Annotated in this window: 18 protein-coding genes, 2 tRNA genes and 3 rRNA genes; 7 read left to right on the top strand and 16 right to left on the bottom strand. The window is 38.6% G+C overall.

Going from position 1 to position 25,777, the window contains the following annotated elements; genetic code table 11:
- The first annotated feature begins 7 nt into the window (after positions 1-7).
- Both FBR08_RS02505 and FBR08_RS02510 read left to right on the top strand, forming a co-directional pair.
- A complete protein-coding gene (locus FBR08_RS02505) occupies positions 8-1,333 on the top strand; it encodes an MATE family efflux transporter (RefSeq protein ID WP_158961258.1) in 1,326 nt (441 codons plus the stop codon).
- Between the two features lie 229 nt (positions 1,334-1,562).
- On the top strand, positions 1,563-3,548 hold the full coding sequence (locus tag FBR08_RS02510; protein ID WP_158961259.1) for a heavy metal translocating P-type ATPase: 1,986 nt from the start codon (positions 1,563-1,565) through the stop codon (positions 3,546-3,548).
- A 39-nt stretch (positions 3,549-3,587) separates the two neighbouring features.
- On the opposite strand, the gene FBR08_RS16720 is transcribed toward FBR08_RS02510, so the two are convergent.
- The 13 genes from FBR08_RS16720 to FBR08_RS02570 all read right to left on the bottom strand — a co-directional run bounded on the left by FBR08_RS16720 (position 3,588) and on the right by FBR08_RS02570 (position 15,923).
- Positions 3,588-3,731 (bottom strand): hypothetical protein, encoded by a 144-nt coding sequence (locus FBR08_RS16720; protein ID WP_199268621.1) that lies wholly within the window; start codon positions 3,729-3,731, stop codon positions 3,588-3,590.
- Positions 3,732-3,761: 30 nt separating this feature from the next.
- A complete protein-coding gene (locus FBR08_RS02515) occupies positions 3,762-4,358 on the bottom strand; it encodes a hypothetical protein (protein WP_158961260.1) in 597 nt (198 codons plus the stop codon).
- Positions 4,348-4,785 (bottom strand): RNA polymerase sigma factor, encoded by a 438-nt coding sequence (locus tag FBR08_RS02520; protein ID WP_394350557.1) that lies wholly within the window; start codon positions 4,783-4,785, stop codon positions 4,348-4,350. Before FBR08_RS02520 ends, FBR08_RS02515 begins: the two co-directional genes overlap by 11 nt.
- A gap of 81 nt (positions 4,786-4,866) precedes the next feature.
- Positions 4,867-5,718 carry a TraB/GumN family protein gene (locus FBR08_RS02525; RefSeq protein WP_158961262.1) on the bottom strand — a complete coding sequence of 284 codons (852 nt, stop codon included), beginning with the start codon at positions 5,716-5,718 and terminating at the stop codon, positions 4,867-4,869.
- Positions 5,719-6,152: 434 nt separating this feature from the next.
- A 5S ribosomal RNA gene (gene rrf, locus FBR08_RS02530) occupies positions 6,153-6,262 on the bottom strand.
- A 117-nt stretch (positions 6,263-6,379) separates the two neighbouring features.
- Positions 6,380-9,260: ribosomal RNA gene (locus FBR08_RS02535) — 23S ribosomal RNA — on the bottom strand.
- Between the two features lie 121 nt (positions 9,261-9,381).
- Positions 9,382-9,455: transfer RNA gene (locus tag FBR08_RS02540), tRNA-Ala, on the bottom strand.
- Between the two features lie 89 nt (positions 9,456-9,544).
- A tRNA-Ile gene (locus FBR08_RS02545) sits at positions 9,545-9,618 on the bottom strand.
- A 69-nt stretch (positions 9,619-9,687) separates the two neighbouring features.
- Positions 9,688-11,205, bottom strand: a 16S ribosomal RNA gene (locus tag FBR08_RS02550).
- Together the 16S, 23S and 5S rRNA genes with 2 tRNA genes alongside form the textbook arrangement of a ribosomal RNA operon.
- Before the next feature lie 1,095 nt (positions 11,206-12,300).
- Positions 12,301-14,316 carry a S8 family serine peptidase gene (locus tag FBR08_RS02555; RefSeq protein ID WP_158961263.1) on the bottom strand — a complete coding sequence of 672 codons (2,016 nt, stop codon included), beginning with the start codon at positions 14,314-14,316 and terminating at the stop codon, positions 12,301-12,303.
- A gap of 224 nt (positions 14,317-14,540) precedes the next feature.
- On the bottom strand, positions 14,541-14,840 hold the full coding sequence (locus tag FBR08_RS02560; protein ID WP_158961264.1) for a DUF2752 domain-containing protein: 300 nt from the start codon (positions 14,838-14,840) through the stop codon (positions 14,541-14,543).
- 82 nt (positions 14,841-14,922) lie between these two features.
- Positions 14,923-15,300 (bottom strand): CD225/dispanin family protein, encoded by a 378-nt coding sequence (locus FBR08_RS02565; RefSeq protein WP_158961265.1) that lies wholly within the window; start codon positions 15,298-15,300, stop codon positions 14,923-14,925.
- Positions 15,301-15,341: 41 nt separating this feature from the next.
- Positions 15,342-15,923, bottom strand: coding sequence for a cell wall assembly protein (locus tag FBR08_RS02570; protein WP_158961266.1), 582 nt, complete (start codon positions 15,921-15,923; stop codon positions 15,342-15,344).
- 356 nt (positions 15,924-16,279) lie between these two features.
- Between FBR08_RS02570 and FBR08_RS02575 the strand changes: the two genes are divergently transcribed.
- The gene (locus FBR08_RS02575; protein WP_233266207.1) at positions 16,280-16,663 is read left to right on the top strand and encodes an NUDIX hydrolase; all 384 of its coding nucleotides are present in this window, start codon (positions 16,280-16,282) and stop codon (positions 16,661-16,663) included.
- 21 nt (positions 16,664-16,684) lie between these two features.
- Here the strand turns inward: FBR08_RS02575 and FBR08_RS02580 are convergent, their stop codons facing one another.
- The gene (locus tag FBR08_RS02580) at positions 16,685-17,266 is read right to left on the bottom strand and encodes a PhnA domain-containing protein (RefSeq protein ID WP_158961268.1); all 582 of its coding nucleotides are present in this window, start codon (positions 17,264-17,266) and stop codon (positions 16,685-16,687) included.
- A gap of 243 nt (positions 17,267-17,509) precedes the next feature.
- Between FBR08_RS02580 and FBR08_RS02585 the strand changes: the two genes are divergently transcribed.
- From FBR08_RS02585 to FBR08_RS02600, 4 genes are all read left to right on the top strand, one after another.
- Positions 17,510-19,177 carry a formate--tetrahydrofolate ligase gene (locus FBR08_RS02585; RefSeq protein ID WP_158961269.1) on the top strand — a complete coding sequence of 556 codons (1,668 nt, stop codon included), beginning with the start codon at positions 17,510-17,512 and terminating at the stop codon, positions 19,175-19,177.
- Between the two features lie 150 nt (positions 19,178-19,327).
- Entirely contained in the window at positions 19,328-20,473 is a 1,146-nt protein-coding gene (locus tag FBR08_RS02590; RefSeq protein WP_158961270.1) for an MFS transporter, read from the top strand.
- 90 nt (positions 20,474-20,563) lie between these two features.
- A complete protein-coding gene (locus tag FBR08_RS02595; RefSeq protein WP_158961271.1) occupies positions 20,564-21,274 on the top strand; it encodes a MotA/TolQ/ExbB proton channel family protein in 711 nt (236 codons plus the stop codon).
- Positions 21,255-21,650, top strand: a complete 396-nt coding sequence (locus FBR08_RS02600; RefSeq protein WP_036462946.1) for an ExbD/TolR family protein — start codon at positions 21,255-21,257, stop codon at positions 21,648-21,650. The genes FBR08_RS02595 and FBR08_RS02600 overlap by 20 nt, the downstream gene beginning before the upstream one ends.
- A 38-nt stretch (positions 21,651-21,688) precedes the next feature.
- Here FBR08_RS02600 and FBR08_RS02605 read toward each other — a convergent pair whose 3' ends face one another.
- Both FBR08_RS02605 and FBR08_RS02610 read right to left on the bottom strand, forming a co-directional pair.
- Complete coding sequence (locus FBR08_RS02605) at positions 21,689-22,645, bottom strand: energy transducer TonB (protein WP_158961273.1); 957 nt, start codon at positions 22,643-22,645, stop codon at positions 21,689-21,691.
- A gap of 86 nt (positions 22,646-22,731) precedes the next feature.
- Positions 22,732-25,773, bottom strand: a complete 3,042-nt coding sequence (locus FBR08_RS02610) for an SbcC/MukB-like Walker B domain-containing protein (RefSeq protein ID WP_158961274.1) — start codon at positions 25,771-25,773, stop codon at positions 22,732-22,734.
- Positions 25,774-25,777: the final 4 nt, after the last annotated feature.

A 25,777-nucleotide genomic window follows, 5' to 3' on the forward strand; every position in this document is an offset into this window, starting at 1 on the left:
TAAGTAAATGGACTCGTCTATCTCTTTCAAAGGAATCAATAAACTCGCTATACCCGCCATTTTTTCTGGAATATCGGAATCGATCATTACACTAACCGATATTGCTATTGTGGGAAATTTAAAAGAAAATAGTGTGGAGGCCTTAGGAGCCGTAGGATTAGTCGGTTCATTCTTATCTGCTATTATCTGGGTTGTGGCTCAAACCAAAACATCACTCTCTGCTACGGTATCTCAACATTATGGATCAAATCGATTAACGGTAATCAAAACCTTGATCCCACAGGCTATTCTCTTCAACTTTGCTTTGAGTCTTTTTTTATTCCTGACAACCACCTTTTTTGTACACGAAATTTTCACTGCCTATAATGCTGAGGGATTACTACTTAACTACGCTAAAGAATACTATTTAATTCGCGCTTGGGGTTTTCCATTAACCTTAATCACCTTTGCCTTATATGGGGTTTTTAGAGGGTTACAAAATACGATTTGGGCCATGAAATGTAGTCTAACAGGAGCTGCGTTAAATGTTGTTCTTACCTATATTTTAGTCTATGGAATAGAAGGTTTCATCCCGGCTTATCACATCAAAGGCGCTGCCTATGCTAGCGTAGTGGCTCAAACGGTTATGCTTGGTATGGCCTTTTACTACTTCTTCAAATACACGCCTTTTACGATGCGTATCAGTAAAAATATCAACCCGACATTGAAGCCCTTTATCATCATGAGCTTTAATTTTATTATTCGAACAGCAACCTTGAATGTTGCCATCTACTTAGCCAATGCTTATGCAACGGGTTATGGGAAAAGCTTTATCGCTGCTCAAAGTATCTTGATGAATATTTGGTTGTTTTTCTCTTTTTTTATTGATGGATATGCCACTGCTGGAAATGCCATGGCAGGTAAACTATTGGGGGAAAAGAACTATACGCTCATGTGGAAAATGAGTAAGGCTATCAGTCGATATGCAATTGTCATTTCCATTATTCTCATTGCAATTTGCTTTGTTTTTTACGAACAGATTGGATTGCTCTTTAATCAAGACCCTGACGTAATCCGCGTTTTTACTTCGGTGTTTTGGATTATTCTATTGGTACAACCCATCAATTCACTCGCGTATATTTACGATGGTATTTTTAAGGGAATGGGCGATGCAAAATTCCTGAGAAACAACTTGATCTTTGCTACTTTTTGTGGCTTTCTTCCTACCCTCCTCCTCCTCGATTATTTCGGATTCCAACTATACAGCGTTTGGATTGCCTTCGCCGTTTGGATGTGTTGTCGAAGTTTTCCTTTGATGTATATTTTTAAAAAGAAATATGTGGAAAACGGTTAACAGTTTACAGTTTACAGTTTACAGTTTACAGTTTACAGTTAACCGTTTACAAAGAACCGTTTACAGTTAACCGTTTACAAAGAACCGTTTACAAAGAACCGTTAACTGTCAGCCGTTAACTGTCAGCCGTTAACTGTTAACCAATGTAGCAGTGTTGCAAACTTGATGCCCCTCTATTTATATTGTACAGAAGTACTTAACTTTGTATATAGAATAAATATAAATAGTTATGATACATCAAGATAAAGACAGTTGCTGTAATTCAAAACTTGAATTCAACAAAAAACCAACCTCCAATCACAATCACGAAGGTCATGATCACAGTCACGACGACCACGATCACAACCACGGGGAGATGAATAGCAAATACGCCATTGGTTTTAGTATTGTGATGTTCTTTTTGGGCGTACTCTTTGCTAATATACTCAAAGCCGAATGGTTCGTAGGAAATCCTACACTGCGCATTTTATGGTATTTGGCTGCTTATGTTCCTGTGGGATTCCCTGTCCTCAAAGAAGCATTCTCCCTCATCTTAAAAAAAGATTTTTTTAATGAATTCTCTTTAATGGGAATTGCTACTTTAGGAGCTTTTGCTATTGGAGAATATCCCGAAGCCGTGGCTGTTATGTTATTCTACACCATTGGGGAAATATTTCAAGAATCAGCAGTAAACAAAGCAAAGGGCAACATTAAGGCTTTACTGGATATCCGTCCAAATGAGGCAAGTGTATTTAGAAATAACGCCTTTACCGTAGTTAATCCAGAAGAAGTACAACTAGGTGAACGCATTCAGGTTAAAGTGGGAGAAAAAATCCCATTAGACGGAGAGCTATTATCTGATAAAGGAAGTTTTAATACCGCTGCCCTAACAGGAGAAAGTAAACCTTCTAGCTATAGAAAAGGAGAAACGGTTCTAACAGGGATGATCAATTTAGAACAAGTCATTGAAATTCGTACCACTAAATTATACCAAGACAGTTCGTTGGCTAAAATCCTAGAAATGGTACAGGAAGCTAGTGCGCGTAAAGCGCCAACAGAATTGTATATTCGAAAATTTGCTAAAGTCTATACACCTATTGTATTCTTTTTAGCGGTATTATTGACCTTTGTTCCTTACTTCTTTTTAGGTGATGCTTATGTCTTCGCTCAATGGCTAGAAAGAGCCCTGGTATTCTTGGTAATTTCTTGTCCATGTGCTTTAGTTATTTCTGTTCCACTAGGTTATTTTGGTGGAATCGGAGCTGCTTCGCGCAACGGTATCTTATTTAAAGGATCGAATTTCTTAGAGCTAATGGCCAAACTAGATCTTGTTGTCATGGATAAAACCGGAACGCTGACAGAAGGGGTTTTTAAAGTTCAAAAGGTAGAAACAACTTGGCCAGAGGAGCAATTCGTACAATTCGTAGCTGCGATTGAAAAACAATCAACGCATCCTATTGCCAAAGCTATTGTTGAAGCTTATCCCACTTCACTAGTAGCGGAAAACGTAAGAGAAATATCTGGTAAAGGTCTAGCAGGAATTATCAATAATCAAGAAATACTAGTGGGAAATACCGCTTTATTATCGCAACATCATATTGCATATCCAACAGCAATCGATGCAATCGTTGAAAGTATTGTAGTTGTTGCTATTGATAATCAATATGCAGGTTATATTACCATTGCGGATCAAATTAAAGTAGACGCCAAAGACGCGATTCGATTGATGAAATCCATGGGGGTCCAAAAAACAATTATGTTGAGTGGCGATAAAGATACAATCACCCAAAAAGTAGCCAAAGAAACGGGGATTGATTTTGCAATGGGTGGACTATTACCTGAAGGGAAAGTAGAACAAGTAGAACAACTGAAGAAAGACAATCCGACGAGTGCTATTGCCTTTGTAGGAGATGGAATTAATGATGCACCCGTACTCGCTTTAAGTGATGTAGGAATTGCCATGGGTGGTTTAGGTAGTGATGCGGCCATTGAAACAGCAGATGTCGTTATTCAAACGGATCAACCCTCTAAAATAGCCACTGCTATTCACATTGGTAAAGAAACACGCAAAATCGTTATTCAGAATATTACCTTAGCCTTAGTGGTGAAAATTATTGTACTCATCTTAGGTGCTGGAGGAATTGCCACCATGTGGGAAGCTGTTTTTGCCGATGTTGGGGTTGCCCTACTCGCCATCCTAAATGCAGTGAGAATTCAGAAAATGAAATTTATATAACCGCCACCATCACTTAAAATCTATAAAAAATAAAACGTCCTAAGCACAATAGGACGTTTTATTTTTTACCTCATTCTGTTTATAAGCAACATAGGCACCTAGTAACATTCCCACGAGAAATAACTTACATGCAAAGCGAATGATAGCTCTTCTACTAAATGAGGCTTGCATAATTTTCATCATGTTCTCTTTATTAGTTATGCGCAAAAAATATTACTCTGTTGCCTTAAATTGATCGAGTGATTCCTTTATTTGTTTGAGGTATCTACCATATAATCGGTTAATCCAAAATTTACAAACAAAAAAAACGAAGAAGCAAAGGCCCACAAAATAAAGTACAAATCCAACATTAGTAAATAGTCGTCCCATTTTATCTAAGGTGAATCCCATAAAAAAGGGGATAAAAAAGATAACAAAAGGCGCAATAGAACAACAGAAATTCTCATACAACTGCACATACATACGCGCGTTAAAATATACTTCGTACAAACTATCCCTTGAATTCATATCAAATGTACTAGAGGTACGATAGAACAAAACCATTTTTATGATATAATAAAAAGACACAAAAGCAAATAGCAAATAAACCACATAAAAAATGAGTCTATTTTCTTCCGGCATGGCATATAGCTGAGGAAAAAAAGCAATACCAATAATACTTACTGTTTGCAAGAAAATATCTTTCCGTGCATTTTTCCGAATGCGATCTAAGGGTAGACGATCAATAGACGAAACCAAAGATTCTGCTGTCAAATTAGGTATGCTCACGTTCTGAGTATCCCAAGATTTTTTTATGTCATCAAAATTCATAGCCCTTTACTTTAATAATTTCTTGTAATTTATTTTTTGTTCGATTTAATTTCACCCGTGCATTTCCTTCAGAAATACCAAGATTTTGTCCAATCTCATCATGAGAAAAACCTTCCAAATAAAGAAAAATCAAGGCCTTCTCTACATCGTTTAGTTCGTGAATTGCCTTATAGAGATACTCTATTTGACGCTCAATTTCCCAATCACTTTCCTCATTACGCAGTTGATGTTCAGCTAAACCTAAGGAATTAGTATGCTCGGATCTTTTACTATCCCTTTTAAAATAAGTAATCGCTGTATTCAAAGAAACGCGATACATCCAAGTAGAAAACTGACTATTACCTTTAAAGCTTGCATAAGATTTCCACAATTGACAAACCATTTCTTGATACAAATCTTCTTGATCGTCCTTTGTATCCATATACAGCTTAGCCACCTTAAATAAGATACCTTTATGCTCGTTAATCCGTTCCAAAAATTCTTTTTCTAACTTATTCTGCACAAAACACTAGTTTAAAACTGCTTTTACTTGATAACCCGCATTTTTTAATAATTGTATAACTCCCTTATTCCCAGCTAAATGTCCAGCCCCCACAGCAAATAAAATGCGTTCTCTTGGCATAAGATCCCCCATTTTTTCTACCCACGCACGATTGCGATTGTCCAACAACACAATCTTTCCTTCCTCAGATAAAGATGCTGGCTCTGTTGCTATGCGATACAAGCGCTCGATATCTTCTTGTTTAAAAGCGTCTAGCATCGTACTAAAATTTGCTTCTCCATCCTCTTCTGATCGCAATTGAGTCAGAATTTCTTTAGCAGTATAAATGCGATTGGTCATTTCGATTTGATCTTTAAAATGCTCTAAGCCTAAAATAGGTTTATTCTTACGCAGTCCTAAATTCAAAATTTCCATATCGTAGCCCTTTACCGGACAAGGCACATCTTTCATGGCTAGCATTCCCATTAAAACAATAGGTTGAAAATGATCGACCACATCCAAATCAAGAGCATACTTATACTGCAACAAATCGCGAAATTCAATTTGCTCTTTTTCAGTTAATTGAGAAGAAAGAGAAACGGTAGACATCATCAGGCTTTGCATACTCATTAGTTCATCAATATCAGCTAAATTCACCTCTAAAGCAATTTGATCTACAGATTCAACCACTGCTAAGACTTTATCAGCCAGGTGTAAATCCTCTTCACAAACTAGATGAAAGGTTCCCAATACATAAGATGATCCTGCTAAACCGTTACCTGATATTTCCCAAAGAATTGATTTATCCAAGTTATCTTGAGCTTTTACCACAGTAAAAGAAGAAAGAAAAAGGCAAATAATAAGAAGTAAACGTCTCATGAAAAATGTGTTATTGTCTATTTAACTAGTTAGTATGCAAATTACAAAAACGTTACATTAAATGAGTGATTTTTTTATGAACAGATGAGAAGGTGAGTTGTATGGTGTTTGTCGTTGGTTGTTTGAACTTTCCTAAATAAGAGAGACTTTCCTTTTAAATAAGATGAGAGGATGAGTTGATGAGTTGATGAGTTGATGAGTTGTATGGTGTTGTTTGTCGTTGGTTGTTTGAATATTCTCTAAATAAGAGAGGCTTTCCTTTTAAATAAGGTGAGAGGGTGAGAGGGGTTTGTCGCTTGTCGTTGGTTGTTTGAACATCTCTTAAATAAGGAGAACCGTTTTTAATCGACCATCTTCACAACAATCAACCCACAACCCACAAAAAAGCATAAAACAAAAAAGCCTGACTACTAACGTAATCAGGCTTTTTAAAAGAAGGGCGACGACATACTCTCCCACCGTGAGGCAGTACCATCTGCGCTAGCGGGCTTAACTTCTCTGTTCGAAATGGAAAGAGGTGAGCCCCGCCGCAATAACCACCCTAAAGCGGTTGTTATAAATTCCCTTATAGGATCCTATAACTAATATTGTATATTATAACGTAACAAATACTTACTTTTTTTAGAAAGTTGCCCTCCCTCTACACAAGGTAGAGGGAGATACACATAAGCTTACGGACTATTAGTACTACTCGACTATGACATTACTGCCTTTACATCTATAGCCTATCAACGTTGTCATCTTCAACGGCCCTTTAAAGAAATCTCATCTTGTGGTGGGTTTCGCACTTATATGCTTTCAGCGCTTATCCCTGCCCAACGTAGCTACTCTGCGATGCCCCTGGCGAGACAACAGATGCACTAGAGGTTGGTCCAATTCGGTCCTCTCGTACTAGAATCAGATCCACTCAAATTTCTAACGCCCACAGTAGATAGAGACCGAACTGTCTCACGACGTTCTGAACCCAGCTCGCGTGCCACTTTAATGGGCGAACAGCCCAACCCTTGGGACCTTCTCCAGCCCCAGGATGTGACGAGCCGACATCGAGGTGCCAAACCCCCCCGTCGATATGAGCTCTTGGGGGAGATCAGCCTGTTATCCCCGGCGTACCTTTTATCCTTTGAGCGATGGCCCTTCCATGCGGAACCACCGGATCACTATGCTCTACTTTCGTACCTGATCGACTTGTTAGTCTCCCAGTCAAGCTCCCTTATGCCATTGCACTCTACGCACGGTTACCAAGCGTGCTGAGGGAACCTTTAGAAGCCTCCGTTACTCTTTTGGAGGCGACCACCCCAGTCAAACTACCCACCAAGCAATGTCCTCTGCAACGCAGAGTTAGATCTCAAATAAGCAAAGGGTGGTATTTCAACAATGACTAACCTACGCCTGGCGACGCAGGATCGAAGTCTCCCACCTATCCTACACATCACTTATCCAAGAACAATACTAAGCTATAGTAAAGGTGCACAGGGTCTTTTCGTCCCACTGCGGGTAATCGGCATCTTCACCGATACTACAATTTCACCGAGCTCATGGCTGAGACAGTGTCCAGATCGTTACACCATTCGTGCAGGTCGGAACTTACCCGACAAGGAATTTCGCTACCTTAGGACCGTTATAGTTACGGCCGCCGTTTACTGGGGCTTCAATTCAATGCTTCTTCTTGCGAATAACATCTCCTCTTAACCTTCCAGCACCGGGCAGGTGTCAGGCCCTATACCTCATCTTACGATTTTGCAGAGCCCTGTGTTTTTGATAAACAGTCGCCTGGACCTTTTCACTGCGGCCAGCTTGCGCTGGCGACCTTTCTCCCGAAGTTACAGGTCTATTTTGCCTAGTTCCTTAGCCATGAATCTCTCGAGCGCCTTAGGATACTCTCCTCGACTACCTGTGTCGGTTTACGGTACGGGTACTAATAATCTAAGTTTAGAAGCTTTTCTTGACAGCCCTTAGGCACACTATCTCGTTGTTCGAAAACGCTGAGTACTATCGCATTTCTCCATCAACTACGCATTTTACTATAGCTGATATAGGTACGTGCTTCAACGAACTATTCCGTCAGTTCGCGGTGCTTTCATCACTGTGTCACTCCATCACAATTATTAGTAGTACGGGAATATTAACCCGTTGGCCATCGACGTCCCCCTTCGGGTGTGCCTTAGGTCCCGACTAACCCTAAGCTGATTAGCATAGCTCAGGAAACCTTAGTCTTACGGCGGGGGTGTTTCTCGCACCCCTTATCGTTACTTATGCCTACATTTTCTTTTCTATAAACTCCACCATACCTCACAGTACGGCTTCTACGTCGATAGAATGCTCCCCTACCACTCACGTTTAAAACGTAAATCCATAGCTTCGGTAGTATACTTATGCCCGATTATTATCCATGCTCGATCGCTCGACTAGTGAGCTGTTACGCACTCTTTAAATGAATGGCTGCTTCCAAGCCAACATCCTAGCTGTCTGGGCAATCAAACCGCGTTTTTTCAACTTAGTATACATTTGGGGACCTTAGCTGATGGTCTGGGTTCTTTCCCTCTCGGACATGGACCTTAGCACCCATGCCCTCACTGATGATTATCATTAATTAGCATTCGGAGTTTGTCAGGAATTGGTAGGCGGTGAAGCCCCCGCATCCAATCAGTAGCTCTACCTCTAAGTAACTATGATCATCGCTGCACCTAAATGCATTTCGGGGAGTACGAGCTATTTCCGAGTTTGATTGGCCTTTCACCCCTACCCACAGGTCATCCGAAAACTTTTCAGCGTTAAACGGTTCGGTCCTCCATTTAGTGTTACCTAAACTTCAACCTGCCCATGGGTAGATCACACGGTTTCGCGTCTACCACTACTGACTAAAGCGCCCTATTAAGACTCGCTTTCGCTACGGATCCATGACTTAATCACTTATCCTTGCCAGCAACGGTAACTCGTAGGCTCATTATGCAAAAGGCACGCCGTCACCCCACAAAGGGGCTCCGACCGCTTGTAGGCGTATGGTTTCAGGATCTATTTCACTCCGTTATTCACGGTTCTTTTCACCTTTCCCTCACGGTACTGGTTCACTATCGGTCTCTCAGGAGTATTTAGCCTTAGCGGATGGTCCCGCCAGTTTCAATCAGGGTTTCACGTGCCCCGACCTACTCAGGATACCACTATCCTTATCTTCTCTTACTTATACGGGACTATCACCCTCTTCGGTTTACCTTTCCAGGTAATTCTAATTCAATCCGCAAGAAATGTCGTGGTCCTACAACCCCAATATTGCCGTAACAACATTGGTTTGGGCTATTCCGCGTTCGCTCGCCACTACTAGCGGAATCACTTTTGTTTTCTTCTCCTCTGCCTACTTAGATGTTTCAGTTCAGCAGGTTCGCCTCCTATTCGGATACTATGTCTTCAACATAGTGGGTTGCCCCATTCGGATATCTACGGATCAAATCGTGTGTGCCAATCCCCGTAGCTTTTCGCAGCTTATCACGTCCTTCCTCGCCTCTGAGAGCCTAGGCATTCCCCATACGCCCTTATTTTGCTTATGTGCTTACAATTCTTTCGAATCGTACTTTCTATAAAATTTTTATTAAATAATAATATTAAATTACTATCTAACTGTATTTGTCGTTACAATATGTCAATGATCGTTTTGGACCGTAGTCCTAGTGGAGAATATCGGAGTCGAACCGATGACCTCCTGCGTGCAAGGCAGGCGCTCTAGCCAGCTGAGCTAATCCCCCGTTTTTATCGGTCAACAGCTAACAGTTTACGGTTAACAGTAACTTTCAACGGTTTAACTAACCTCTAGAATTTCCTTTGTAATACTTAGTAGTCCCGGGCAGACTCGAACTGCCGACCCCTACATTATCAGTGTAGTACTCTAACCAGCTGAGCTACGAGACTCTGTATATTACTTATTTTATATTTGAACAAACAGCGAGAGTAAATAAACCAACCTCTTTTTTTCTCTAGAAAGGAGGTGTTCCAGCCGCACCTTCCGGTACGGCTACCTTGTTACGACTTAGCCCTAGTTACCAGTTTTACCCTAGGCAGCTCCTTGCGGCGACCGACTTCAGGTACCCCCGGCTTCCATGGCTTGACGGGCGGTGTGTACAAGGCCCGGGAACGTATTCACCGGATCATGGCTGATATCCGATTACTAGCGATTCCAGCTTCATGGAGTCGAGTTGCAGACTCCAATCCGAACTGAGACCAGTTTTTGAGATTCGCATCCAGTTGCCTGGTAGCTGCTTTCTGTACTGGCCATTGTAGCACGTGTGTAGCCCAGGACGTAAGGGCCGTGATGATTTGACGTCATCCCCACCTTCCTCGCGGTTTGCACCGGCAGTCTTGTTAGAGTTCCCGGCATGACCCGCTGGCAACTAACAATAGGGGTTGCGCTCGTTATAGGACTTAACCTGACACCTCACGGCACGAGCTGACGACAACCATGCAGCACCTTGTAAATTGCCCGAAGGAAAGTCTATCTCTAAACCTGTCAATCTACATTTAAGCCCTGGTAAGGTTCCTCGCGTATCATCGAATTAAACCACATGCTCCACCGCTTGTGCGGGCCCCCGTCAATTCCTTTGAGTTTCATTCTTGCGAACGTACTCCCCAGGTGGGATACTTATCACTTTCGCTTAGCCACTCAGTCCGAAAACCGAACAGCTAGTATCCATCGTTTACGGCGTGGACTACCAGGGTATCTAATCCTGTTCGCTACCCACGCTTTCGTTCATCAGCGTCAATAAGTATGTAGTAATCTGCCTTCGCAATTGGTATTCCATGTAATATCTAAGCATTTCACCGCTACACTACATATTCTAATTACTTCCATACTATTCAAGTCTAGCAGTATCAACGGCAATTTTACAGTTAAGCTGTAAGATTTCACCACTGACTTACTAAACCGCCTACGAACCCTTTAAACCCAATAATTCCGGATAACGCTCGGATCCTCCGTATTACCGCGGCTGCTGGCACGGAGTTAGCCGATCCTTATTCTTACGGTACCGTCAAATATCTACACGTAGATACATTTCTTCCCGTACAAAAGCAGTTTACAATCCATAGGACCGTCATCCTGCACGCGGCATGGCTGGTTCAGAGTTGCCTCCATTGACCAATATTCCTCACTGCTGCCTCCCGTAGGAGTCTGGTCCGTGTCTCAGTACCAGTGTGGGGGATCTCCCTCTCAGGACCCCTAATCATCGTCGCCTTGGTATGCCGTTACCACACCAACTAGCTAATGATACGCATGCCCATCTTTCACCGATAAATCTTTATTAATCAAATGATGCCATCCAATTAAACCATGAAGCATTAATCCGAATTTCTCCGGGCTATTCCTCTGTGAAAGGTAGGTTGCATACGCGTTACTCACCCATCCGCCGGTCTCTAGAAAGCAAGCTCTCTATACCCCTCGACTTGCATGTGTTAGGCCTGCCGCTAGCGTTCATCCTGAGCCAGGATCAAACTCTTCATCGTATATTTTTAATATTGTAAAAAGTTAGCTAGTTTATTCGTGATCCTAAAATCACCTTACTCTCTTTATTTTGTATGCTGTTGTCCAATATGTCTATGATCGTGTTTCAATCTCGCTACTACTTGATTTTCGAAGCGAGTGCAAAAGTAATCAACTTTTTCGATTTGACAAAAAAAAATTTGATTTTTTTTCTGTATCCCTCGTCAACCAGTCGGTTACTAAAGCGAGTGCAAAAGTAAAAACTTTATTTGAACTGGCAAAACTTTTTGAGAAAAAATTTTTCTTCCCTTTTTGCCAATCCTCAGTGTTTACTGAAGCGGACTGCAAAGATAAGACTCTTTATTTCATTAATCCAAATTTATTTTTTAAAAATATTTCTGAACTAATCTGTCGTCTTTTCCTCTGCTTTTCTATGAACGTCTGCTTGTTTAATGCGGATGCAAAAGTAGCACCTTTTTTGCCACTTCCAAATTATTTGTTGCTTTTTTTGCAATGATTTTACACCTTTATTCGCAACTCGCTATTATGCTACCTTTTACAGCTGAAACTTTTTTTAGGCGTTTACTGTATTTTTACCTCTAAACAGTCTCAACTACCAATCTTGAACCAAAACGATGCTTTATCTCTTTTTTGAGCACTTTTCAAGGAATTTTGGTTTTGTATTCATTTTCAAACATTTAGCTTTTTTTAGCTCCCATACCTATATAGAGGAGAAAAGAAAAATAATGCTAAAATCGGGGTACAACTCGCTGAATAGCTAAAAAAAAAGTGTTCGTGTTCTACTTTATATAGGGTTCAGTTGAAGTTTAGTTTAAGGGTACTTTGACTAAAATCGACTTTCAGTGGACTTTCCTTGGACATTCCCTCGACAAAAACACCCTTTTTCCTAGGATACTCCAAGGAAAGTCGAAGAACTCTCGAGCTAAATGAACAGGCACCTAAAAAGAACCTAAAGAGAAACCCTTTGTTTTTAATCAGAAAAAAGAAGGCTGCTGTAAAAATAAAGGAAAAGGAGGGGTTTATCTCTCCTATATATAAGGAGAAAAAAAAGGAGAGCCTAAGCTCTCCTTTTTATACAAAAACAATATACTATTGTCTTATTTCTTTACAATGCGTTCTGTTTTATCAACGCCATTGCCTTTTATCTTTACAAAATAGGTCCCTGAAGACAACCCTTTCATATCTAACTCCACTTGGTTTGAAGTAAGTGTTGGTACATTTTTAACCAAACGTCCTGTCATATCAAAAACTTGAATAGACATCCCTTGCACCTGAATCTCTTCCGGAATTGTTACATTCAACTGATCCACTACAGGATTAGGCCAAATAGAGAAAGACAAATCGTTCAATTCAAACTCCTCCGTGGATAGATTATTGAAATCATTGCGACTCATAATGATAGAAAATTCTTGATTTCCACCGTTCAACGTTCCTTTATGCGTTACTTTAACCGTATAAATTCCCGCTTCAGCTCCTTCAATTTCTATTTTCTCAACATTATCTACATTATTATCTCCTTTTTGAGCGACTAGATTATTAAAATCTTTATTTAATCTCCATGGAAAATATTCTACTCCGTCTTTAAAAACGCGCAAATCTAAATCATTCACTAAAGAAGGATTGTTCTTTGCGTACGTTTCATTTGAATTATTAGCCACATAAACACCCTCCGGATCCGTCCAAGCCATTGTAACAATAATATTGATTCCTCCTTCACCTACAGAGAATTGTTTTTCAAATGTTGCTCCTTGTGCTAAAACATTTTCTTCTAGAACAACTCCACTAACTTTGCTTCCTTCTAGAACTTGAACACCTCCTTTAGCGTTAATCAATCCCCATCCAAATTTATGATCAGGACCTGGAGCATCACCAGCTTCATCCGCAGTATGCACCATTAATGCGCGGATCGTTGCCGATTTAAATGCCTCGTTATTCTTTTCCATTGCCCATTGTTGCCATAAAGCAATTACACCAGTAACAGCAGGTGCTGCCATAGATGTTCCACTTGAATTTGAGTACAAATTATTTCTAGGTGCACCATTTATAGGTGTTGGCAATTGATAATTACTTGAAAGCACTGAAACTCCTTTCGCTGAGATATCAGGTTTAATACGAAAATCATTCGTAGGGCCAAAATTACTAAACACAGACATTCTTACACTATTAGGCCCTGTATAACTTGCTACTTGTTCAACTGCAGCAACAACAATTGCATTTTTAGAAACAGCTGTGCCTGTCAACAAGTCATTCCCTCCTTTACCTGGATTGATAATTCGATAATCATCTCTATCATTTCCTGCTGCCACAACAGGTTGATAGTATTTAAATTGAAAGATGACTTTATCAAAATCTACACTCTTTCTATCATACGTACCAAAATCCAAAACTGCTAACATTGCATTTCCGTTATCGTCAACTGCAGGGTATCCATACGAGTGATTCGACACCAACAAAGCATCTTGCTGAGCAGCACGACGCATATATTCCGTATCTCTATCCCAATCATAACTAATGATACGCGCTGCAGGCGCCATTCCTCTTGCCGAAGCATTTGTTCCTTTAGCCGCAATAGTTCCCGACACGTGCGTAGCATGTGAACGTCCACGTTCAAAAGCAATTTTTTCATCATTACTAGCTGTCCCTAGATTCAGCAATGGTTTTCTCAATGTCATACGACTCCCCCCTGCTGCTGCTTGAAACTCCACATGTGTATCTAAAGCAGGTTGACCATCCCATACTCCAACAAGCATCCCTGTTCCATCCAGGTTTAAACCTAGGCTTCCCCCTGGCGCTACATCATCTACCCTTGCTGTTCTTCTACTCCCTGCATTACTCGTTGCGTAGTAAATATAAGTGCCATTTTCGTTAATTCGCTGAAGAGAAAACACCCTACCATCTTTCATCACTCCTGAAATTGGCTTATTGTTTTCTTTGGCCATTTTATAAGCAAACTCCTTTTCTTGGATTCTCTCTTTTTCTAAAGCCTCCAATTCTTCTACATTAACTTTATCATACGTAGAAATAATCTTTTTGCGAATCTCTCCGGTTTGTGCACTCACGCTCACTCCCCACAGAGAAAATAAGCTGAATAGCAACAAGGTATTTTTTTTCATAAACTCTGAATTTTGGTTGTTTCCATTTTTAGGTGCGGAAAGTTAAGCATAAAACAAATAATAATGCTAATTTTAACTAAAATAGATTTTTAACTAAACTTAGCTCGAAAAAAGATATACAATTCTCAACATATAAGAAACAAAACACCCATACCCTCAAACAAAATACAAAACTAATAACATATAAACAAAAAAGGTTCGATTGAAATACAATCGAACCTTTTTTATACATTTCTTATGACAAAGAATAAAATTATAGCTAGTACAAACAACAAGGCAAACTTAGTTGTGAATCCAAATTGTCGTACAAATTCTTTATTTTTCAGGAGATAACTTTCGACAAACAATACATAAATATAAGCAATTACACTTAGATACAAATATATTAGCTGGTTATAATAGAAAGCCGCTATAAATTTCCCTTTGATAATAGCATCAATTGCTCGTTGTCCACCACATCCCGGACAATCTAGTCCAGTAAAATCTTTAATCGTGCAAGTAACAAGAATGGGAAAATAACGCATCCCTATTACTATACCCCATCCTATTGTTAAGGGTAGGATTAGATACAAAAGGACTCGATACAAGATCCGCATATCAAATCAATTACATTCCAGCAGCTTGTCCTTGTCTGTATGCTTCTTCAATAATTTCTTTGTAAGCATCCCATCCTCCGACTTGTTGGATACCGATCCAGATGTATATTATACTAAGAACAACCATTCCCAATACAACAAAGCTAAGAATTTTGGCTGTTTTAGCAGCTCTAATAGCACCTTGGTAGTCTCCTCTTTCATACTTTTGACCTGATTGAGCCGACATAACAATAGCTACGATACCAAGTATTAAACCCAAACAAGTACAAAAACCTAAAATCGTTGATACAATCGACAAAGCTATATAGCTATTCGGTTTCTCTGGTTTTTGGTTATGCGCTTGATTTACTGCAGTATCAAACTGCTGATTAAAACGATTCTGATCCATTTCTTAAAATTTTAACGCAATATACTACTTTTTTACCCTTACTAAACAAATTGTTTAATGTACTGTTCTAATTTTTCTTGATAAGCTATTTGAGCATGCTCAACAAGGGTATCCACATCTTCAATAGTAAGAATTGGTTTTAATTTTGCATCACTACGCAGCCAATCCAAGTATTCTGAATAAAATTCAGCGGGAGTAAATTCTCCTTCTTCTTCTAAGACTTCTTTATCTTGGAAATAAAATTCATCTTCATACACTACAGCCTCAACGTCATACGCAGCTATTTGCAATAATTCTTGAATGTTTTTAGCTACGACAAAAACCCCTCCTTCATCTCCAAACGCAACGATTGGAGCTTGGGTTAAGTCGTCAATTTCTTTGTTATTAATCCAAAAAGCATAAATACTTCCTGTGCTATTTGCTTCTGCAAATGGAATAAATGCTTTCAGAAATTCTTCTTCTGTTGAAAAACTTTCAATCAAAGAAGCTTCTTCTGTCATTAAATAAATAGCATTTGAATAATAAGATGGGATGTTTTCTGATACTTGAAACTCTAATAAGTTCATTAATTCCTTTGGAATTTTGTATCCTTTAAATAATGCAGTAAATTCTTGTTTTACCATTGTACTGTTCATTTTCGCCTTGGATATAGGCTCAATTTTCAAATTAAATTAAACTATACAGGATTTGCCCCTTGTTTTAGGCTCCTGTTTGATTGAATAAAGATAAAATTTTTTCTTTTACAAAAAACAATTCTATAAATATTCTTATTTTTTTCTTTTATCATGCTATAAAATTATGATTTTCAATTAAAAAAACCGACTTCTTCTTTATTTATAGCGCGAAATAAGTCCTTTATCTAATCTTTTATTCTCCCCTTTCTATTGAGGTATTTTGAATTCCATGCGTAATTCTATTACTTTTGGAGCCTAATACCAGCCGAATGCAAACAACTCAAACAATATACTTAGCCTCAGCTATGATAACAAATACTAGTGGAGCGCTTTTAACGGTTCGAAAAAAAGGATCTATTTACTATATGATGGCGGGGGGAAAAATTGAGAAGGAAGAAACACCTTTAGAAGCCCTAATTCGAGAATTACACGAAGAACTAGGCCTAGTAATAGCTCCTAGTACAGTTACTTACTTGGGTATTCATCAAACGCAGGCGGTCAATGAGGCAAACACTTGGGTACACGCTACTATTTTCCATCTAATCCTCCCCGAAACTCCTATTGTTCCGCATGCAGAATTAGAAGAAGTAAAATGGCTAACCTACGAGAACTATCAACAAGTTCCTCTGGCTCATCTCTTAGAAGAATTCACCCTCCCCCTCTGGTTAAAAAACAAAAAATCCCAGTAGCAACTGAGATTTTCTTATTTTTTATCCTTGTTTTTTCACATATTTAGTAAGAATAACGATCATTTGCCCGTCAACTTTACCTTCTATATACTCTACATTATTTGGATCTAATCGGATGTTGCGAACTGCTGTACCTATTTTAGCATTTAAAGAAGAGCCTTTTACATCTAGGTCCTTAATTAAGGTAACACTATCACCTGCAGATAGAATATTTCCATTGCTATCCTTGTGCAATTCTACCGATCCATCACCTGTATGATCTCCAGTTGCCTTAGCAAATTCCATCAATTCATCGTCTAAGTACATCATTTCTAAATTATCTGCTGCCCAGCTTTCTTGTCTAAAGCGATTTAACATACGCCAAGCCACTACTTGTACAGCAGGCACTTCACTCCACATTGATGTGGTTAGACATTGCCAATGGTTGCTATCAAGCTCTTGTTTTTTTTCAATTTGATCCGAACAAGTTTCACAAATATAAATTTCTTTATCTGCCTCATTAGCAGCCACAGGGGGAACTTCATAAACCTTTAGTTGTCCTGTAGATTCACATAGTTCACATTTATTTCCACTTCTGTCTTTTAACTCCGCTTCCGTTTTCATAATACTTTATAGAATATAATTTAAAGGTGCAAATATAACTTTAAAAATCTATTTATAAAAAACAATAAAACTCCTTTATATTAAAAACAAATACACCATAATGCCTCTAATTTGATAATAGTGATGAGATGTTGTTTGTTGTTTGTTGCATTGTTTCTTACCGTATGTCAGTTCAAAATCCCTATTTCAATATTCTATCAAAAGGTTTAACTTTACTCCATAACAACACATTTCTATAGTACTATGAAAACAGATATTGAAATCGCAAGAGCGCGTGAATTAAAAAACATTTACGAAATTGCTAAAAATATCCAATTACCAGAGGAGTATGTTATTCCTTATGGAAAAAACATGGCGAAAGTTCAACTAGAAGCTCAGCAACAAGAGCAGCAAAAGCGATCTAATTTAATTTTAGTCACCTCTATTACACCAACCAAAGCGGGAATTGGAAAGACCACTGTTTCTATTGGTTTAGCATTGGGGTTAAACAAAATTGGCAAAAACGCGGTTGTAGCGTTAAGAGAGCCTTCGCTAGGTCCGTGTTTCGGGATGAAAGGGGGTGCCGCTGGTGGAGGTTATGCGCAAGTTCTTCCCATGGAAAACATCAACCTTCACTTTACGGGAGATTTTCATGCTATTACCTCAGCACATAATACGTTGAGTGCTTTATTAGACAACTATATGTATCAAAATAGAGCCGAAGCAAATGGTATTAAAGAAATTTTGTGGAAACGCGTTTTGGATGTCAACGATCGCAGTTTGCGTTATATCACCACAGGATTAAGAGGAAATGCCAATGGTGTACCTCAAGAAAGTGGCTTTGATATTACACCTGCTTCAGAGATTATGGCAATTATGTGTTTGGCTACAGATATTGATGATCTGCGCAGACGCATTGAGAACATCCTTTTGGGGTATCGTTATGATGGAAGTTCCTTTACGGTAAAAGACTTAGGCGTAGCGGGAGCTATTGCGGTTTTATTGAAAGACGCCTTGAATCCAAACTTAGTTCAAACGACAGAAAATACAGCTGCTTTTATACACGGGGGTCCATTTGCTAATATAGCACATGGTTGTAACTCTGTAATTGCTACAAAAATGGCGATGAGTTATGGTGATTATGTCATAACGGAAGCCGGATTCGGTGCAGATTTAGGTGCAGAAAAATTCTTTGACATCAAATGTAGAAAATCGGGCTTAGCACCGAAGTTGACCGTTGTTGTAGCAACTGCTCAGGGCTTAAAGATGCACGGGGGTGTTGCTCTAGAAAACATCAAAGAACAAAATATAGAAGGAATTAAAAAGGGATTGGAAAACTTAGAAAAACACGTAAGTAATTTACAATCCTTTGGTCAAAGCATTGTCGTAGCGTTTAATAAATATGCGACCGATAGTGCGGAGGAAATTCAATTGGTCGAAAATTACTGTCGTGCTAATGGTTTGGGCTTTGCAATAAACAATGCTTTTGTTGAAGGAGGAACTGGAGCGATTGCTCTAGCAAATGAGGTCGTACAGATGATTGAGAACAAACCAAGTCAAACGTTGCAGTTTCCTTATTCTGACGACATGACAATTGCGGATAAGGTAAAAGCGGTTGCAACTAAAATATATGGAGCCTCCGCAGTGACTTTTAGTCCAATCGCTCAGAAAAAATTAAATCAGATTAAAGCTACTGCTATGGATCAATTCCCTGTATGTATTGCAAAAACACAGTATTCTTTTTCTGCAGATGCCAATGCTTATGGCGTTGCGAAAGATTTTACCCTTGCCATCAACGATATCGTTATCAATAACGGAGCGGAATTCATCGTGGCTATTGCCGGGGATATTATGCGTATGCCTGGACTGCCAAAAGTACCACAAGCTACAAAAATCGATTTAATAGATGGTTTAGTGGAAGGATTAAGCTAATCTACAAACTTACACAACAGATAAAAAAAGCGAAAAATTAATTTTTTTCGCTTTTTTTATACTCAATTAACCCAGTTATCCGCTCTTCCTCCTTTGTTCTTTTTATACCTTTGGGGCATCAAACGAATTTCTAACTTCTAATTCAGACAAATGTCTAAACATATAGCTCGAATAGCCGTTACGGTTCTATTCTTCTTTTTTGGTGGTATATCTGCCTCTTGGGCCTCTCGAATTCCGACAATTAAAGAATATTTTGGCGTTAATGACTCGGCTTGGGGATTTGTCTTGTTGTATATTTCCATTGGAACACTAATTTCTTTACCCTTTGCGGGTTCTATCATTGCAAAAATGGGAAGCAAACGATCTACTTTGTATTTTTTACTTTCCTATTTCATTCTATTGATTGGCATTGGCTATTGGGATATGCTATGGCAACTAAAAATCAATCTCGTTTTATTTGGCGTATGCAGTAACCTGACCAATATTTCGATTAATACACAAGCTATTACTGTTTCCAAGCGGTACAAAGGGCAGATTATTGGGTCCCTACACGGTACATGGAGTATTGGTGGTTTTGCAGCTTCTTGGTTAGGAGCCGAAATGATTAGCAGTTATGTTCCTCCTCTGGAACACTTTATTTACTTTTCTAGTATAGGCATGGTAGCTTCACTTTTGATGTTTCGCTTTTTAGTACAGGACGAAGGAGCAACCGAAAAAACAAAGGAAAAACAAAGTTGGCAATGGCCTGATAAAAACTTAGCTATTTTAGGTTTATTAGCCTTTTTCTCTATGGTTACAGAAGGAACGATGACCGATTGGTCTAGTGAATACATGAAACACATTGCACTAGCGCCTATTGAATTGGTTGGTTATGGTTTAACTGCTTATATGTTTACCATGGCAAGTGGCCGTTTTATATCTGACTATACCGTTCGCAAATACGGAGAACGCAAAACACTATCTGTCTGTGGTTTACTCATCTTCCTAGGGTTGGGAACTGCGGTCTTATTTCCCAATGTTTACACCACTATACTATCTTTTATGGTTGTTGGTTTTGGCGTTTCCGCGGTAGTGCCTATGGTCTACCATTTAGCGGGAAATAGCCGCACAATGCCTCCTCAGCAGGCGTTAACTTTGGTCACAAGTATTGGATTTATTGGGTTCTTTTTAGGTCCACCCGTTATTGGTTTTATTGCACAACAAGCCTCTTTACAAACAGCCTTTGCTATCATTGCAGTTATGGGGTTGTCCATTACTTTTTTAAATCGCTTTATTCGACTAGACGTTTCGAACTAAATTTATATATTCTCTAACAATTGAATCACTAATCGCCACTCAATTGTTCATTTTTATTTTTATATTTGATCATATTTTAAACTATTATTAATGTTTACATTTTTGCAAGCTTCACCAGATGCAATTACTACTGCTGTCACTGATTTAAACGAAGTAGTAACTCAAGAAAGTCAAATTTCTGCCTTAGATTTTGTTATGAAAGGAGGAGTCTTTATGATTCCAATTATTCTTTTATTTATCTATACCATTTATCTTTCCATTGAAAGGTATTTGTATATCCGCAAACAAACAAAATACGACTCAACCGCATTACCTAGTACCCTAACATTGTTAGAAAAAGGTCAGATGGATTCTGTAGAGTTAACACTTTCTCGAGATAACAACTCTTATTCTAAAGTAATTTTAGAGGGAACTCGTTCTATAGGAAGACCGATTACTGAAATTGAGGGTAATATGGAACGACTAGCGACTATTGAAATTGGAAAAATGGAGAAAAAGATGAGCCACCTTGGATTGATTGCAGGTATTGCTCCAACTTTAGGTTTCGTTGGAACAATCTTAGGAGTAATCCGCATTTTCTACAACATTAGTATTTCGGAAGATATTAGTATTGCTAATATTTCTGGAGGACTTTATGAAAAAATGATTAGTAGTGGATCTGGTTTAGTTGTGGGTATTATAGCGTATGCAGCATATCACTTATTGAATACGTCTATTGATAATTATTTGTTGAACACCCAACAAACAATTTTAGATTTTATTAATGCAATACAACGACCAAATGGCAATCAAAAGAAATAAACGTTTTAAAGCGGAAATCGCCACTTCCTCTTTAAGTGACATTATGTTCTTCTTGCTTTTATTCTTTCTTATTTTATCGACGTTAGCCAATCCCAATGTCATAAAAATGATGCTTCCGAAAGCGGCATCGAATGAAAAGACGAACAAACAGCATTTGACCATTTCGGTTACTGAGGATAAGCGTTTTTTCATCAATAAAACGGAAGTCCCTTATGAAGCGTTAGAACAAACGTTATTAGCGGAATTAGGAGGAAATACAGATCAATCTGTTGTAATCCGAATTCCATTTAATTCACAGATACAAGAACTAGTAGATGTCTTACAAATTGGAGTTAAAAACAACATCAAATTTGTAATTGCTACACAAAAGCAATAAAAAAAAGGAGCGAAAAATCGCTCCTTTTTTTTATTGTTTTAATTCAGCTTAAACTGATAGACTATTTTTCCTACTTGTTTGGCAGGTGCCTTATCATTGGCTTGCCATTTGGTTTGCAAGGCTGCAATTTTAGCTTGTTCTAATAAACAGTTTGCTGTATTGGTTGTTCCTTTTACTCCCGCTCTGGCTTCTACTGTATTTCCTACTTGATCTACCCAAACTTCAACAACAACAGTTCCGATTTCATTACAAGTGTATTTTGGAATTGCTTTGACTGTTGCACTTCTTCCATCTAAGGAATAACCAATTCCATCACCTCTTCCATCACCATGTCCGTTACCGACTCCTCCTCCAGATCCACTGCCAATTCCAGTACCTGTTCCACTTCCCATACCGCTTCCACTTCCCGTTCCGTTTCCAGTTCCTGTTCCGTAATATCCTCCATTGGTAGATAAACCTCCTTTTCCACTTCCTGTTGTTCCGCCGCCGCCAGACCCTGTTCCTCCATTCATAAAGCTGCTAATTGCGTCTTTTGTCGTATTGGAAACATCTTGTTTCGCTTGTGCTGGTGTAGTTGCTTTTTTCTCCGTCGTTTCTACTTTCTTCTCCGTCGTTTTCTTTGCAACATGATCCAATTGCTTTTCAACAACGGGCTTGGTTTTCTTCGTTTCGTCTTTTTTATTTACAACAACTGTAGTTTCTTCTCCTTTATCATAAGCCAAGACCTCCTTGTCTTCTATGGGTTCTGCTTTTGCAATTTGTTGTTGTTCTTCCACGACTTCTACAGGTTTTGAAGAAGTCGTCAAATGATCGCCCGGTGTTCCTTCTAAGGAAATAGCAACGCCATCTCCTCCACCTCCGCCCCCACCAAAACTGGTATAGGACGTGTGACTATCCATAAATTTGATAAAGAATAAAAGAAGGAAAAATAAAAGGGTAATGCCCAATGTAATAACGATTGACGTTTTTTCCTCTTTTGTATATTTTACATTCATATCAACTATTCGATGCTATTAATTCGTTCATTTGTTCTAACAAATGTACTTATTTTTTTGATTCTACTCTTTTTCTTCACTTCTTTTTAAGAAGTCAATACTCTACTTCCTTTTTCTTCGTCTTTGACAATAGACAACGATAGGGGGATTCGCTCTTGTAATTCATCTACATGGGAGATAATACCGACAATGCGATTCTCTTTGTGTAAGCTACTCAACGTTTCAAATACAATGTTAACAGATTCTGCATCTTGTGTTCCGAATCCCTCATCTATAAAGAAGAAGTTCTTATTGGATTTGGATAAACTCTGTACGCTTTCTGCCAAAGCAAGTGCTAGGGATAAAGACACTTGAAAACTTTGTCCTCCAGATAATGTCTTTACACTTCGCGCTTTTCCGTTGTTCAAATAATCAATGATTTCAAATTCGTTACTTTCATTTAACTGCAAACTCAGTTGATTATGAGTCAAACGATGGAAGCGTTGATTGGCAATATCACACAAATTAATCAAATAGATACTTGACACATAGTTGACAAATCCCGCACCTTTAAACATATTGTCCAGAAGATTGATATTTTTCAATCGCTTTTCAACTTGAGCAAACTGATCTAACAAGGTTTCTTTTTCTTTATAGTCTTGTTCTAAACGCTCTATTTCACCTGCTACTTTTGCTACTAAGGTTGTTTGTTCCTTCACTTGTTGTTCTAATGCTGTGACCGTTAGTTCCATTTGCTGAAAGTGAGGCAAATCAAAAGCAATAGATTCGAGTTTTTTCGATAATTGCTGTACTTGATTGCGCAATACTTCTATTTTCAACATAAAGGCTTGAATACTTGCACGCGTCTCTTCTACTGCTATATTTTTAGCTAAAACTACCTCAACTTCTTGAACAGACTCAAATTGAAATACTTCCAATCCTTGCTTAACGCCTAAATCAATATGTTGAAGTGAAGCTGTCAACTCTTCTTGTATGGTTTGTATATTCTTCAACTCTGTTTCTAAAGAAGCAAGAATAGGTACCAACTGTTGCAAGAGCTGTGCTTGTGATTTATACGCTTGCTCTACCTCAACAATGTGTTGTTCTTTTGCCTTAATTTCCAGCTCTAATATTTCTTTTTTTACAACTATTTTTTCACTCAATTTAATCAAGCGTATTTGTTGTTCTTTGGCGTCAATTTCCGCTTCTAATCTCGCCTGTTTTAATTCAATATCGGCTAATGCTTCTGCGTATTTTTCTAAATTATTTCGAACAACATCGACTTCTTTTATGGTTTGTTGCTGTTGATTCTCGGCTTTTTCTATCGCTTGATTGACTTGTACCGCTTGTTGTTTCAACTGCTCGAGTTGTGCTTTATTTCCGCTTTCAATTTCATTCCAACAATAAGCTGCTTGATGTCTGATTAGCTCCTCTTGCTTTTCTTTTCGATGATTTACAGCTTCGCTATCTTGAATTTCAAGCAAATGCTTTTTATCGAGCAAAGCTTGAATTTCTCTTTCTTTTCGATTTAATATCTGTTCATCGTCTTGAATTTTTTCAAGCTTCATTTCTAAGTCTTGCATTGATTTGGACACATCTTCTCCCTCTAAAATAGCGGGATGCTCTAATGCACCACATAACGGACAAGCTTCACCATCATGTAAAGCGGAAGCGTAATGCGACAATTGTTGAGAAACGCGTAGCTGATTGAGCTCCTTCGTTACTAACAAATGTAATTGTTGATTTACTGTGCGCTGTTTCGCTATTCTCTCTCTCCACTCTTCTTCTGTAGTAAATTCAAATTGCTCTAGTGTTTGAACTAAACGCTGAATTTCCTGTTGCAGCTGCTTTTGTTTGTCTGCCCATTCACCTGCTGCTTTTTCTAAGTATTCAAAATCGGTAAACCACTTATCCAACGCGATTAAACGCATGGGATCAACGCGGTTTTCCTTTAATTGTTTCAGTTGTTTTTCTCCAGCAAGAAGCAGGATTTGCTTTTGCTCTAATTCCTTTTTGGTTGCTACAACGACTTCTTGTCCTTTTACCAAGCGTTCTGTCAATGTCTTCTTCGTTACCTCAGTTTCCTGAATAGCCTGAACCAATTGCAGTTCTGCTAACTCTGTTCGCTCTCTTTCAAGAGATTCGTACTGTTTTTCAAGAGTTGTAAACGTTTCTTTGACCTGAATATACTGGTTTTGCTTGGTTTGAAATTCTCCTAGCTTTACTTGGTAATTCGCGGTTTTCTCGTTGAGTTTTAGCGTTGTTTGCTGTTTTTCGACTAGCAATGAACGAAAAACTTTCTCTACTTTTTCGTACTGTAGCAACGCTAGTTCTTGTGCTTTTACCTCTCCTTCTTTTTGTTCTAATTCGCGTAAGGTAGTACGACTTTCTTCCAAAGCCTCAAAATCGAGTTTAACGGCTTTTAGCTGTTGGTAACGCTCTTGTTCTTGCTTAAAGACAAGTGTCATTTGTTTTAACTGCTGCTCTTGTTTTTGGTGTTGTACCTTAACTTCGTCTATTTGTTCTTTGGTCAAGGTAGTAAAACGCTGCAATTGACCTTGCAAATGATCGTACTTTTGACGGGTTTCACTATATAGTGCTTTGGTTTTTCCCGTTAAATCAAAACGATCCAACCCAAAGATTTCCTGCATCATTTTGGTTCGATCTTTACCTCCCAATTCAATAAATTCCTTGAATTTTCCCTGTGGAATAATAATGGTGCGTTTGAAATTTTCATAACTCAAGCCAATTACCTCTTCTACATTTAAATCGGGCAAGGGAATCCATTGTTCTTCCTTCCATTGATACAATACGGCATCTCCTCGCTTGACGTCGTCAAAACGTTTGGAATTACGTTTAAATTCTCTGTAAATGCGGTATTTTTTTTCTTTAAAATTAAAAAACTCAAAATCAATACTCATGCGGTCTGACTTTAAGTTCATCATATTGTAGGCGCGATTATCTCGAGCATTTAATCGTTCACTCTCACCGTATAATCCAAAAGAAATGGCTTCTAAAATTGACGATTTACCTGATCCTACTTTACCGAAAATTCCAAACAGCCCAGCTTGAATCAATTGGGTAAAATCAATGACTTGCTTTTCTTGGTAGGAATAAAAACCTTCTAGCGTTAATGTAATGGGTATCATGGTC

This window comes from Myroides fluvii, from assembly GCF_009792295.1.
Taxonomy (GTDB): domain Bacteria; phylum Bacteroidota; class Bacteroidia; order Flavobacteriales; family Flavobacteriaceae; genus Flavobacterium; species Flavobacterium fluvii_A.

Bases quoted from the DNA above. Each gene is read 5' to 3' on its own strand.
- FBR08_RS02505 (WP_158961258.1), top strand. From the start codon at position 8: ATGGACTCGTCTATCTCTTTCAAAGGAATCAATAAACTCGCTATACCC.
- FBR08_RS02510 (WP_158961259.1), top strand. From the start codon at position 1,563: ATGATACATCAAGATAAAGACAGTTGCTGTAATTCAAAACTTGAATTC.
- FBR08_RS16720 (WP_199268621.1), bottom strand. From the start codon at position 3,731: ATGATGAAAATTATGCAAGCCTCATTTAGTAGAAGAGCTATCATTCGC.
- FBR08_RS02515 (WP_158961260.1), bottom strand. From the start codon at position 4,358: ATGAATTTTGATGACATAAAAAAATCTTGGGATACTCAGAACGTGAGC.
- FBR08_RS02525 (WP_158961262.1), bottom strand. From the start codon at position 5,718: ATGAGACGTTTACTTCTTATTATTTGCCTTTTTCTTTCTTCTTTTACT.
- FBR08_RS02555 (WP_158961263.1), bottom strand. From the start codon at position 14,316: ATGAAAAAAAATACCTTGTTGCTATTCAGCTTATTTTCTCTGTGGGGA.
- FBR08_RS02560 (WP_158961264.1), bottom strand. From the start codon at position 14,840: ATGCGTTATTTTCCCATTCTTGTTACTTGCACGATTAAAGATTTTACT.
- FBR08_RS02565 (WP_158961265.1), bottom strand. From the start codon at position 15,300: ATGGATCAGAATCGTTTTAATCAGCAGTTTGATACTGCAGTAAATCAA.
- FBR08_RS02570 (WP_158961266.1), bottom strand. From the start codon at position 15,923: ATGGTAAAACAAGAATTTACTGCATTATTTAAAGGATACAAAATTCCA.
- FBR08_RS02575 (WP_233266207.1), top strand. From the start codon at position 16,280: ATGATAACAAATACTAGTGGAGCGCTTTTAACGGTTCGAAAAAAAGGA.
- FBR08_RS02580 (WP_158961268.1), bottom strand. From the start codon at position 17,266: ATGAAAACGGAAGCGGAGTTAAAAGACAGAAGTGGAAATAAATGTGAA.
- FBR08_RS02585 (WP_158961269.1), top strand. From the start codon at position 17,510: ATGAAAACAGATATTGAAATCGCAAGAGCGCGTGAATTAAAAAACATT.
- FBR08_RS02590 (WP_158961270.1), top strand. From the start codon at position 19,328: ATGTCTAAACATATAGCTCGAATAGCCGTTACGGTTCTATTCTTCTTT.
- FBR08_RS02595 (WP_158961271.1), top strand. From the start codon at position 20,564: ATGTTTACATTTTTGCAAGCTTCACCAGATGCAATTACTACTGCTGTC.
- FBR08_RS02600 (WP_036462946.1), top strand. From the start codon at position 21,255: ATGGCAATCAAAAGAAATAAACGTTTTAAAGCGGAAATCGCCACTTCC.
- FBR08_RS02605 (WP_158961273.1), bottom strand. From the start codon at position 22,645: ATGAATGTAAAATATACAAAAGAGGAAAAAACGTCAATCGTTATTACA.
- FBR08_RS02610 (WP_158961274.1), bottom strand. From the start codon at position 25,773: ATGATACCCATTACATTAACGCTAGAAGGTTTTTATTCCTACCAAGAA.